Origin of the sequence: Bradyrhizobium sp. (assembly GCF_035309285.1) — a bacterium.
GTDB lineage: Bacteria > Pseudomonadota > Alphaproteobacteria > Rhizobiales > Xanthobacteraceae > Bradyrhizobium.
Genome location: NZ_DATGFH010000086.1, coordinates 1 through 12,122 on the forward strand (window position 1 = coordinate 1; position 12,122 = coordinate 12,122).

The 12,122-nt window shown below is 64.0% G+C and carries 12 protein-coding genes; 10 read left to right on the forward strand and 2 right to left on the reverse strand.

The window, feature by feature from the left end:
- Together VKR55_RS16755 and VKR55_RS16760 are read right to left on the reverse strand one after the other, a co-directional pair.
- Window positions 1-1,150: hypothetical protein (locus tag VKR55_RS16755; protein ID WP_324405026.1), on the reverse strand; the 1,150-nt coding region annotated here is incomplete at its 3' end.
- Between the two features lie 33 nt (window positions 1,151-1,183).
- On the reverse strand, window positions 1,184-2,014 hold the full coding sequence (locus VKR55_RS16760) for a sterol desaturase family protein (RefSeq protein ID WP_324405027.1): 831 nt from the start codon (window positions 2,012-2,014) through the stop codon (window positions 1,184-1,186).
- Between the two features lie 295 nt (window positions 2,015-2,309).
- On the opposite strand from VKR55_RS16760, the gene VKR55_RS16765 reads away from it, so the two are divergent.
- The 10 genes from VKR55_RS16765 (at window position 2,310) to VKR55_RS16810 (ending at window position 11,200) form a co-directional block, all read left to right on the forward strand.
- Entirely contained in the window at window positions 2,310-2,474 is a 165-nt protein-coding gene (locus VKR55_RS16765) for a Flp family type IVb pilin (protein ID WP_324405028.1), read from the forward strand.
- A gap of 79 nt (window positions 2,475-2,553) precedes the next feature.
- On the forward strand, window positions 2,554-2,700 hold the full coding sequence (locus VKR55_RS16770) for a hypothetical protein (RefSeq protein WP_324405029.1): 147 nt from the start codon (window positions 2,554-2,556) through the stop codon (window positions 2,698-2,700).
- 79 nt (window positions 2,701-2,779) lie between these two features.
- The gene (locus VKR55_RS16775) at window positions 2,780-3,304 is read left to right on the forward strand and encodes an A24 family peptidase (RefSeq protein WP_324405030.1); all 525 of its coding nucleotides are present in this window, start codon (window positions 2,780-2,782) and stop codon (window positions 3,302-3,304) included.
- A 138-nt stretch (window positions 3,305-3,442) separates the two neighbouring features.
- Complete coding sequence (gene cpaB / locus VKR55_RS16780; protein ID WP_324405031.1) at window positions 3,443-4,237, forward strand: Flp pilus assembly protein CpaB; 795 nt, start codon at window positions 3,443-3,445, stop codon at window positions 4,235-4,237.
- A gap of 17 nt (window positions 4,238-4,254) precedes the next feature.
- Window positions 4,255-5,730 carry a type II and III secretion system protein family protein gene (locus tag VKR55_RS16785; protein WP_324405032.1) on the forward strand — a complete coding sequence of 492 codons (1,476 nt, stop codon included), beginning with the start codon at window positions 4,255-4,257 and terminating at the stop codon, window positions 5,728-5,730.
- A gap of 23 nt (window positions 5,731-5,753) precedes the next feature.
- Window positions 5,754-6,494, forward strand: coding sequence for a CpaD family pilus assembly protein (locus VKR55_RS16790; RefSeq protein ID WP_324405033.1), 741 nt, complete (start codon window positions 5,754-5,756; stop codon window positions 6,492-6,494).
- Window positions 6,491-7,759: a CpaE/TadZ family protein gene (locus VKR55_RS16795; RefSeq protein WP_324405034.1), complete on the forward strand. Its 1,269-nt coding sequence runs from the start codon at window positions 6,491-6,493 to the stop codon at window positions 7,757-7,759. Before VKR55_RS16790 ends, VKR55_RS16795 begins: the two co-directional genes overlap by 4 nt.
- 21 nt (window positions 7,760-7,780) lie before the next feature.
- Window positions 7,781-9,229: a TadA family conjugal transfer-associated ATPase gene (locus tag VKR55_RS16800; RefSeq protein ID WP_324405035.1), complete on the forward strand. Its 1,449-nt coding sequence runs from the start codon at window positions 7,781-7,783 to the stop codon at window positions 9,227-9,229.
- A gap of 9 nt (window positions 9,230-9,238) precedes the next feature.
- The gene (locus VKR55_RS16805; protein ID WP_324405036.1) at window positions 9,239-10,216 is read left to right on the forward strand and encodes a type II secretion system F family protein; all 978 of its coding nucleotides are present in this window, start codon (window positions 9,239-9,241) and stop codon (window positions 10,214-10,216) included.
- Window positions 10,217-10,225: 9 nt separating this feature from the next.
- A complete protein-coding gene (locus VKR55_RS16810; protein WP_324405037.1) occupies window positions 10,226-11,200 on the forward strand; it encodes a type II secretion system F family protein in 975 nt (324 codons plus the stop codon).
- Window positions 11,201-12,122: the final 922 nt, after the last annotated feature.

Consider the following 12,122-nt stretch of genomic DNA (forward strand, 5'->3'; position numbering starts at 1 on the left):
TCAGCACATTGAGAGCCGCTGCCGGCGCCTGGTTGGTCGGCGGGACGAACGGATGGGCGGCCGCAAGCGCAAAGCTCGCGGCGCCGACGATGATCGCGAGCACGACGCTTGAGACGATCGGGAAAGCCAATCTGGCGAAGCGCGCGGGCTCGAGCGCGAATTGCGAGGCCAGCGGCGCGACGACGACCAGTGGCGCCAGCAGGGCAAAAATCTCGACGTTGCGGACATGCGAAAGCGCCATGTGCAACAAGCCCACAAGCAGGATGATCCGCGGCGGGGTCAGCTTCACGCCGTAATAAAGCCCGCCCGCGATCGCGCCGAGGATGCTCGCTTCGAGGAGGCCGAAATGGCCGAAATCCGCCGGCATCCACTCGTAGATGAGATGCAAGAGTTCGCCCAGGCCCAGGATCTTCCGTGACGCCAGGATCGAACCCCAGCCATAGGGCGTCGCGCAGCACGCCGCCAGAGCAAGCAGCGCGAACACTGCCCAACGCAGCGCTAAGGACGGCCGCTGCAACTTCTCCGCATTCCACAACGCGTCCAGCGCGAACGGCGCGACCAGTGTGAGACCGAACACGAAGCTGCCGTGCAGGTTCGCCCACAGCGCCAGCAACGGCAGGAGCCAGAATGACGGCGTCTCGCAGCGCTCGCTTGCGCGCAACAGCCCGCTCACCCACGCGACCATGACCGGCATGACCAGCACATGCGGGCGTGCAAACAGATGTGACACCGAAAGCAGCAGCGCCGCGCAGGCGATGGTGACGGCGGCTTTCGCCGGAATGCGCGCGCCGAGATTCAGCGCAAGCAGCGCAAGAGCCGTCGCAATCGACGCGGCGGCGAGAACGACCGGACCGGCCCAGTCCGCGGCGTCAAAGGCCGCCGCGTAAAGGATCTGGGCCAGCCAGGACGACGACATCCAGGGCTCGCCGGCCTTCGTGAACGAGTAGATGTCGGTGTGCGGAAAGGCGCCGTGGTCGAGGATCCAGTTGCCGACGGTGATATGCCAGTAGGTATCGGAATCGCCGAGCAGCATGCCGCCGTTGATCAGAATCAGCGCATAGACGACGAGGCCGAGCGAGAGCCAGGCCGGCAGCGCGCCGACGCGGATCGCCCGCGGCTCACCAATTGTGCCGATATCTGCGCTGGTCAAGCGGGCCTCCGAAGGTGACTGCGCACCGCCGCGCTATTGGCGGCGGAAGGGATAGGCAAGTTGCCCGACGATCTCGGAAGGCATGGCTACTTCGTCCTTGCCGTACTGAACGGGAAGCTCACCCGCCGGCATCCGGAAGGTGCCGAACAGAATGTCCCAGAGCGGAAACGTCCCGGCAAAATTGGTATTGCCGCCGGCCTCGAGCTGTGTGTGATGCCAGCGGTGGAACACCGGGGTCGCCAGCACATATTTGAACGGCCCGAGCGTCCAGTTCAGGTTGGCGTGCACGAAGGCCGAGTGGAAGGTGTTGAAGGGTCCGACCCAGAGCATGATGTTGGGCGAGATGCCTGCCATCAAGAGGATCACGTCGACGCCGATGGTGCCGAGGATCAGGTTCACCGGGTGGAAGCGCGCGGCCGAGATCCAGTCGAGCTCCTCGGAGGAATGGTGGATGGAGTGATACTTCCAGAACTCGCCGCCATGGAACATGCGGTGCAGCCAGTAGAGCATGAAGTCCGACGCCACCAGGAACAGAATCGCCTGCACCCATAGCGGCAATTGCGCCAGCGGACCGTGGCCGTTGTCGTAGAAGGCGATCAGCTGATCGGCATCGTGGATGTTGAAGACGAATCCGGCGCCGACCACGAGCAGTCCGATCCGGATCACCCGCGCGAACACCGGCACGAAGAACCAGTAGACGACGTCGGTGAGAAGCTCGCGCTTGCGCCACCAGGGCGCGGCGTCGTTGCAGGCCCAGAAATGCGTGAGCACCGAGAACACTATTGCCAGCGCGATCGTGATCGGAATCACCTTCTCGACGGTCTGGCCGAGCATGACGACGACTTCCATCGCAAGACTGGACATGAGCGCCTCATCAAAACAGATGATCAGGCGTACTCCCGCGGACTTAAGGAGGTGTGAAGCGCCTCATCGCGCAGACTCCGTGAATATCCGCGATCGAAACCACGCTCGAATTGTAACCAACCCCTTAATGGGAAATTTACTCTGCAGAAGAACAGCGAATTGCGGCACGGTTTGCGCGATCGAATTAACTGCGCCGCAATTCTCCAACCTTAGGGTTGCGCCATGGTCACGGTGCTGAGAACGCCGGCTAGACCTATCCTAGTTCGACCAGCCACGTGTACACGGAGTTTACCTAATGAAGAATCTGATTGCGCGTTTCGTGAAGGACGAGTCCGGCGCCACCGCCATCGAATACGGCCTGATCGCTGCCGGCATTTCGCTCGCGATCATCGCCGTGGTGAACGGCCTCGGCACCAGCCTGAACACGAAGTTCACCTCGATCAGCAGCTCGCTCAAGTAAGCGACCGCTTCCGAGCGGCGAAGGCCCCGGTCATCCGGGGCCTTCGTTATTTCAAGACCTCGCGTTTTGTGGTGCGCGTATGCGTAGGGTCGACGTCGCGGCGCTGGCCGCCAGGAAGCATCCCGTTTCCTCCGCTGGCCGAGATCTGGCCTCCGTGCAGCTCGTCTGCCTCGGGTTGACGTTGGCGCTGGTCACGCTGGCCTGCCGGATCTACAGCGTCTGGTAAGCGCCGCCTTCGTTACCCGATTGTTTATCTCTCGCCGCTAGATTTCGGCCAGTTTTCGCGCGAGCCAAAGCCCGTCGTCATGATCCTCGATCTCGCCCGCCTGCTCTTGTTCCCCGCCCTGATGGCGTTCGCGGCGGCCAGCGACCTCTTCACGATGACGATCTCGAACCGGGTCTCGCTGGCGCTCGCCGCCAGCTTCCTGATCCTCGCAGGCCTGAGTGGGATGCCGCCCACCGACATCCTCTTCCATGTCGGCGCCGGCGCTGTCGTGTTGGTGGTCGCCTTCTTCTGTTTCGCAATGGGATGGGTCGGCGGCGGTGACGCCAAGGTCGCAGCCGCCGCGGCGCTTTGGTTCGGCTTCGCCCATTTGATGGACTATCTGCTCTATGCCGCGCTGTTCGGCGGCGTGCTGACGGTGCTGCTGATGCAGTTCCGGCAATGGCCCCTGCCCTATTCTCTGGCCGGCCAGCCCTGGCTCTTGCGCCTGCATGCCAAGGAGAGCGGCATCCCCTACGGCATCGCGCTCGCGATCGGCGCCCTGATGATCTATCCCGAAACGGACTGGGTGAAGGCGGTCGACCTCGGGCACTTCATGCTGCACTAAACAAGGCGTTAACCCGCTCAAGTAACTTGCGATTAACGCAATTTACTCACGCCTCATTAACCATGCTTTGACGAATAGCTGGTCAACTCCACTGCACGGCGGCGCACGCGCCGCGGCGTAATGTGGAAAGTGAAGCGTATGAATACGGCACGCATCGTGGTCCTGGCTATCGCCATCGGCGCCGGCGGCGTTGCCGCGTATCTTGCGAGTGGTCCTAGCCAAAAGCCCGCTCCCGCCCAGCCCGTCGCGCAATTGCCGACGGTCGACGTGCTGGTGGCGAAGTCCGAGATCGGGCTCGGCCAGACCGTCAAGCCGGGGGACCTGCAATGGCAGACCTGGCCGACGGCGAGCGCCAGCGCCGCTTTCATCAAGCGCACCGAGCGCCCGAACGCCACCACCGAGATCACCGGCTCGATTGCACGGTCCCCCTTCATTGCCGGCGAGCCGATCCGCGAGCAGAAGCTCGTCAAGGCCGACGGCTCCGGCTTCATGGCGGCGATCCTGCCGAGCGGCATGCGCGCGGTTTCGACAGAGATCTCGCCGGAAACCGGCGCCGGCGGCTTCATTCTGCCGAACGACCACGTCGACGTGATCCTTTCCCGCCACAAGAAGAATCCCAATCATCAGGAGATGGCCGATACCGTCGTCTCCGAGATCATCCTGTCGAATATTCGCGTGCTCGCGATCGACCAAGCCCCGAATGAGAAGGACGGTCAAACCACCGTGGTCGGCAAGACCGTCACGCTGGAGCTGAAGCCCGAGCAGACCGAAACGCTGGCCCGCGCGCGCCAGCTCGGGACCTTGTCGCTCGCGCTGCGCAGCATCGCCGACCTCAAGCAGGTCGCGGAGACAGAGGACAAGCCGACCCGTCGCGGCGAGAGCGTCAATATCATTCGTTTCGGTATTCCGAGCTCGGTGACGGCGCAGCAGTGACGATGAGGACTCGAGAGATGAAGTACAGGGTCAACAAGCGGACGCTGCGGGCTTTTTTGGTCCGCGCCCTGTCGTTTTCAGGCGCCGCCGCGCTGACACTCAGCCCTGCGCTCACGCCGGTGATCGCCAGCGACTATCGGCTGCCGGTGCCGGCCGTGGCCGACGGCCAGAATAACGCACGCCCGATTTCGCTCGGCGTCGGCAAATCCATCGTCATCGACCTGCCGCGTGAGATCAAGGATGTGCTGGTCGCCGATCCCAAGATCGCCAATGCCGTGGTCCGCTCCTCGCAGCGCGCCTATATCATCGGCGCCGCCGTCGGCCAGACCAACATCGTGTTCTTCGATGCCTCCGGGGCGCAGATCGCCGCCTATGACATCGCGGTCACGCGCGATCTCAACGGGGTTCGCGCCGCACTTCGTCAGATGTTTCCGAACTCCGACATCCGCATCGAAGGCGTCGGCGACGGCGTCGTGCTGTCGGGCTTTGCGGCGACCCCGATCGAGGCGCAGCAAGCCAACGATCTGGCGACGCGCCTGGCCGGCGGCGCCGACAAGGTCGTCAACTCGATCGTGGTCCGCGGCCGCGACCAGGTGATGCTGAAGGTGACGGTGGCAGAAATGGCGCGCTCGATCATCAAGCAGATGGGCATCGATCTTTCCGCCAACCTCAACTACGGCACCGCGGTCGTGAATTTCAGCAACACCAACCCGTTCACGGCGCTTGGCCGTCCGCTGGTGGCCACCAACGCCCTGACCAACTCGTTCGGCGCAACTCCCTCGGTGTCGGCGACGCTGCGCGCGATGGAAAGCGCTGGCGTGTCGCGCACGCTGGCCGAGCCGAATCTGACGGCGATCTCCGGTGAATCCGCCACCTTCATCGCGGGCGGCGAGTTCCCGATTCCCGCCGGCTATTCCTGCGACCCCACGACCCACGTCTGTACGACGCAGATCAGCTTCAAGAAGTTCGGCATCTCGCTGAACTTCACGCCGGTGGTTTTGACCGAAGGCCGCATCAGCCTGCGGGTGATGACCGAAGTCTCGGAGCTCTCCAATGACAATTCGCTCACGATCTCGCAGGCGGTGACGGCGGGCACGGTGAACTCCGTCACCATTCCCTCGATCAAGACCCGCCGCGCCGAAACCACGCTGGAAATTCCCTCCGGCGGCTCGATGGCGATGGCCGGCCTGATCCAGGAGCAGACCAAGCAGGCCGTCAATGGCCTGCCCGGAATGACGCAACTGCCGATCCTCGGATCGCTGTTCCGCAGCCGCGACTTCCTCAACAACCAGACCGAACTGGTGGTGCTGGTGACGCCCTATATCGTTCGCGCCGTGGCGCAGAAGGATCTGTCGCGTCCGGATGACGGCTTCGCCTCGGCGTCGGATCCGCAGTCCGAACTGCTCGGCAACATCAATCGCATCTATGGCGTGCCGGGCCGCACCGAGCCGGCGCGGGCTTATCGCGGCTCGTACGGCTTTATCACCGACTGAGGCGGGACGGGGATTTGACAACGATGGAAGCCAGAACCTCCCACAGCCGCTTGCGCGCCGGCCGCATGGCGATAGCCCTGCTCGGCCTCGGCCTTTCGCTCGGCGGCTGCATGCACAACGATCCGGTCGTGACCACCGCGAGCGTTCCCGACGATTACCGGCTGCGTCACCCGATCGCGGTCGAGGAGGCCAACCACTCGATCGTCGTGTTTGTCGGCCGAGGTCGCGGCGGCCTTACCGCCGAGCAGCGCGCCGACGTCATGGGGCTCGCCGAGAGCTGGGCCCATGAAGGCACCGGCGCGTTATATGCCGATGTGCCTGTCGACACGCCCAATGCACGCGCGGCCGCCGACGCGTTCCACGAGATCCAGGCGATGCTCTCGGCCGCCGGCGTTCCGCCGCGCGGGCTCGTGGTGCGCCACTATCATCCCGACGATCCGCGCCATTTCGCCGCGATCCGACTGAGCTATCCGAAGCTGAAGGCGACGGCGGGTCCGTGCGGATTGTGGCCGGAGGATCTCGGTCCTTCGATCAAGAACCCGAGCTACTACGAGAACAAGGAATACTACAATTTCGGCTGCGCCTATCAGCGCAACATGGCAGCGATGGTCGACAATCCCTCCGATCTCGTGCAGCCGCGTCCGGAGACGCCGGCGTACACAATGCGGCGCGATGCGGCTTTCGAGAAGTATCGCAAGGGCAACCCGACCACGACGCTCTATCCTGAAGCCGAAAAGGCCAAACTCAGCGACACAGGCAAATGATCAGCTACGCCCGCCAGAACACAGAGCAAAAGCCGGAGGTGGCACCACCGCCCGCAGAGGATCACATCGCGCCCGCGCCGCGGGTGTCGGTGCAGGCCTTCTGCGAGACGGTGGAAACCGCGGCTGCCGTGCAGTCGGCCGGCGAGGACCGCCGGCTCGGCAAGGCGCATCTGAAGATCCAGATGGGCGGCATGGCGGCCGCCATCGAAGCCTATCGCCAGGCCCCCACGCCGAACGTGATCGTGCTGGAAGCCGACGCCCGCAACGATATTCTCGCCGGCCTCGACCAGCTCGCGACCGTGTGCGATCCCGGCACCCGCGTCGTCGTGATCGGCCGCATCAACGACGTCGGCCTGTACCGCGAGCTGGTTCGGCGCGGCGTCAGCGACTATGTGATTGCGCCGATCAACGCGCTCGACGTGGTGCGCTCGATCTGCAGCCTGTTCTCGGCCCCCGAGGCGAAATCGGTCGGCCGCATCATCGCCGTCGTCGGCGCCAAGGGTGGCGTCGGCGCCTCCACCGTCGCCCACAACGTCGCCTGGGCGATCGCCCGCGACCTCGCGATGGATTCGGTCGTCGCCGACCTCGACCTTGCCTTCGGCACCGCAGGCCTCGACTACAACCAGGATCCGCCGCAGGGCATTGCAGACGCGGTGTTTTCGCCCGACCGCGTCGATACCGCCTTCATCGACCGCCTGCTGTCGAAATGCACCGACCATCTGAGCCTGCTCGCCGCGCCGGCGACGCTCGACAAGGTGTACGACTTCGGCGCCGACGCGTTCGACGCGATCTTCGACACGCTGCGCACCACGATGCCCTGCATCGTTCTGGACGTTCCGCATCAGTGGTCGGGCTGGACCAAGCGGGCGCTGGTGGCCGCCGACGATATCCTTGTTGTCGCGGTGCCCGATCTCGCCAATCTGCGCAACACCAAGAACCTGGTCGACCTCCTGAAGGCGTCGCGGCCCAACGACCGCCCGCCGCTCTATTGCCTCAACCAGGTCGGCATCCCGAAGCGGCCCGAAATCAACGCGAGCGAGTTTGCCAAGGCGATCGAAGGCGAGCCAATCGTGTCCATCCCCTTCGATCCGCAGATGTTCGGCTCGGCCGCCAACAACGGGCAGATGATCGCGGAGATCTCCGCGGCCCATCGCACCACCGAGATGTTTTTGCAGATCGCGCAGCGGCTGACGGGCCGCAGCGAGACCAAAAAGCCGAAGGGCTCCCTGCTGGCACCCCTGATCGAGAAGCTGCGAGGCAAGTAATCCCTCGCCTGGAGTATTGTCGTGTTTGGTAAGCGTACGGGAACAGAGAGCGACACGCGGGTCACCAAGCCCGCGCCGAGCGTGCCGGAGCCTCAACGGCCCGCGCCTGCGCCAGCAGTTGCCTCGCCGCCGATAGCCCCGGTCGTCAAGGCGCCGCCTCCGCCGGTCGCCGAAACCCGGCGGTCCGACAACTATTACCAGGTCAAGGCGACGATCTTCGGCGCGCTGATCGAGGCGATCGACCTTGCCCAGCTCGCCAAGCTCGACGGCGAGTCCGCGCGCGAGGAAATCCGCGACATTGTCAACGAGATCATCGCGATCAAGAACATCGTGATGTCGATCGCCGAGCAGGAGGAGCTGCTCGACGACATCTGCAACGACGTCTTGGGCTACGGCCCGCTGGAACCGCTGCTGTCGCGCGACGACATCGCCGACATCATGGTGAACGGCGCGGGCACGGTCTATATCGAAGTCGCCGGCAAGATCCAGCGCACCGGCATCCGTTTCCGCGACAACCAGCAGCTCCTCAACATCTGCCAGCGCATCGTGAGCCAGGTCGGCCGGCGCGTCGACGAATCCTCGCCGATCTGCGACGCGCGCCTTGCCGACGGCTCCCGCGTCAACGCCATCGTGCCGCCGCTCGCCATCGACGGCCCCGCGCTCACCATCCGCAAGTTCAAGAAGGACAAGCTGACGCTCGAGCAGCTCGTCAAGTTCGGCGCGATCACGCCGGAAGGCGCGGAGATCCTGCAGATCATCGGCCGCTGCCGCTGCAACGTGCTGATCTCCGGCGGTACCGGCTCCGGCAAGACCACGCTGCTCAATTGCCTCACCAACTATATCGAGCACGACGAGCGCGTCATCACCTGCGAGGACGCAGCCGAGCTGCAGCTCCAGCAACCGCATGTGGTGCGGCTGGAAACTCGCCCGCCCAACATCGAGGGCGAAGGCCAGGTCACCATGCGCGAATTGGTCCGCAACTGCCTGCGTATGCGTCCCGAACGCATCATCGTCGGCGAGGTCCGCGGACCCGAAGCGTTCGACCTGCTGCAGGCGATGAACACCGGCCATGACGGCTCGATGGGAACGCTGCACGCCAACAACCCGCGCGAGGCGCTGTCGCGCTGCGAATCCATGATCACCATGGGCGGCTTTGCGCTGCCCTCGCGCACCATCCGCGAGATGATCTGCGCCTCCATCGACGTCATCATCCAGGCCGCACGCCTGCGCGACGGTTCGCGCCGCATCACCCACATCACCGAGGTGATGGGCATGGAAGGCGACACCATCATCACCCAGGACATCTTCCTCTATGACCTGATCGGCGAGGATGCCGGCGGAAAGATCATCGGCCAGCATCGCTCGACCGGGATCGGCCGGCCGCGCTTCTGGGAGCGCGCGCGCTACTACGGCGAGGAGAAGCGACTGGCCGCGGCGCTCGATGCTGCGGAAGTCGCCCCGCCGAAATAAGGTGCTGTCATGAACATGCAGACGCTCGCTCTCGCCTCGCTCGCCGCCGCCGCCATCGGCGGCGTGGCCTGGGTCTTTATCTATCCCTTGCTCTCGGGCGAGAAGCAGGCCGAGAGCCGGCGCGCCGCCGTGGCCAAGCCCGAGCCGGCCGCCAAGCGACAGAACGAGCGCAACCAGCGCTCGCGCCGCGAGCAGGTCGAGGGATCGCTGAAGGATCTCGAGGCCCGCCGGCAGAAGGCGAGCAAGGTTCCGCTCAGCGTGCGTCTCTCCCAGGCAGGCCTGAGCTGGTCGACGAGGCAGTTCATGGTGATCTCCGCGATCCTGGCGGCCGTGTTCTTCGTCGGCGGCATGTTCGTGGGCCGCGGCATATTGCCCGCTGCGGGTCTTGCTTTTGCGGCCGGCTTCGGCCTGCCGCGCTGGGGGCTGAGCTACCTGAAGAAGCGCCGCGAGAAGAAGTTCCTGGCCCTGCTGCCCGATGCCGTCGACGTCATCGTGCGCGGCATCAAGGCCGGCCTGCCGCTGTTCGAATCGCTTAAGGTTGTCGCCGCCGATTCGCAGGAGCCCTTGAAGAGCGAGTTCAACGCCATCATCGAGACCCAGGCGATCGGCATTCCGCTCGGCGAAGCCTGCACGCGGCTCTACGAGCGCATGCCGGTGCCGGAAGCGAACTTCTTCGGCATCGTGATCGCGATCCAGCAGAAATCCGGCGGCAACCTGTCGGAAGCGCTCGGCAACCTCTCCAAGGTGCTGCGCGACCGCAAGAAGATGGCCGAGAAGATCCAGGCGATGTCGATGGAAGCCAAGGCCTCCGCCGCGATCATCGGTTCGCTGCCGCCGATCGTGATGATCCTGGTCTACCTCTCGACCCCCGGTTACATCTCGCTGTTGTGGACCAATCCGACGGGCCAGCTCATGCTGGTCGGCTGCGTCATCTGGATGTCGATCGGCATCATGGTGATGAAGAAAATGATCAATTTCGACTTCTGACGGTGCCCCATGGTTGAATTCCTCGTCGACAAGATCCACGACCCGCATTTCATGACCATGCTGCTTGCGGCGATCGCCGCGGCGGCGACCGTCTACACGCTGGTGATGCCGCTGTTCGCCGGCGAGAACCTGAACAAGCGCATGAAAGCGGTGGCGAGCGAGCGCGAACGCATCCGCGCCCGCGAGCGCGAGCGGCTCAACAAGAGCGAGAAGGTCACGCTGCGCCAGACGCCGAAGCAGCTCGTCTCCAAGGTGGTGGAAGACTTCAACCTCACCAAATACCTCGCCCAGGAATCCGCGCGCGAAAAACTGACGCTCGCCGGCTATCGCGGTCAGGCGCCCTACGTCACCTTCCTGTTCTTCCGCCTGGTGGCGCCGATCGTGATGCTGCTCGCCTCCGTGCTCTACGTCTTCGTCATCTCGCACATGCAAAAGTCGCTGCCGATCAAGATCGGCATCTGCATCGGCTGCGCCTGGCTCGGCCTGCAGGCGCCGATGCTGTTCCTGAAGAACGCCATTTCCAAACGCCAGCTCCAGATCAAGCGCGCCTTCCCCGATGCGCTCGACCTGCTTCTGATCTGCATCGAGTCGGGCATGTCGATCGAGGCCGCCTTCCGCAAGGTCTCGACCGAGATCGTCAGCCAGTCGATCGCGCTGTCGGAGGAATTCACACTGACCACGGCCGAGCTGTCCTATCTGCAGGACCGCAAGGTCGCCTACGAGAACCTCTCCAAGCGGACCGGCCTCGAAGGCGTCAAATCGGTCTGTCTCGCGCTGATGCAGTCTGAGCGTTACGGCACCCCGCTCGGCCAGAGCCTGCGCGTGATGGCGCAGGAAAATCGCGACATGCGCATGAACGAGGCGGAGAAGAAAGCGGCAGCACTGCCGCCGAAGCTGACGGTGCCGATGATCCTGTTCTTCCTGCCGGTGCTGTTCGTCGTCATTCTCGGACCGACCGGCATCCGCGTCGCCGCGATGCAGTGAGCATCGGGAACGGCGCGCCGACCCGACATGGTAGGGTGGGCAAAGCGAAGCGTGCCCACCGATTTCCTCTCGACGCGGACGGTGGGCACGGCGCAAGTGCGCCTTTGCCCACCCTACGATTCTGGCAAACAGCCATCTCGTCATTGCGAGGAGCCAACGGGTCCGCGCGAACGCGCGGCCCGATGACAGGCTCCGCGACGAAGCAATCCATACGGCTTCCACGGGAAATTTCTGGATTGCTTCGCTTCGCTCGCAATGACAACATTGGACACACGTTCGCATTCTCGCGGCACGAAATGCCCGAGCGATGCATCAATCGTGGCCCTCGAAGAGAAGAGAGGGCGCAGGGAATGCCGGGTGCAGGCCGCACCCGCGAGCCTTGCGTGCAAAGAAAGTGCACTTGCGCACGCAGGCAACAACAGGGCAGCCAGATCAACCGGCATTCCCTGCGCGATGGTTTACGGCTTATACGTGGTCTCCTCGGTGTACCGGGCTTGTTAGCCACCGTGATTTGCGAGCTCGTCACTCGCAAACTTGATCCCAGCGTCGGGGGATCGGGACCGCACGACTTCGCCGTCCGCCAAGATGCCTTCGTCCACGCGGCATGCGCGCTGAGCATTTCGACGTCCACCGCATCCTGTCCTCAACGTTCGTGACGATCGCGAAGCGCCCCTCAGGGTGAGGACGGGACGTGCGGAGAGAACCATATAATTCTGTAAAACGGAAGATAAATATTTTTGCACGCACGACTTGACACCATTCCGATTATCGGAAGTGATTTGCCCGTCGAGGCAGGGCAAGAACTTGTCGTCAGGCCAGTTGAGCCTGCTGTTGAGGGCAAACGGCCTGCGGGGGCATGCTGTAGGTCCATAAAGCGCTCAGAACGCTGTTGGTAGAGTTCCGGAGGGCTGCGAAGGCCCGC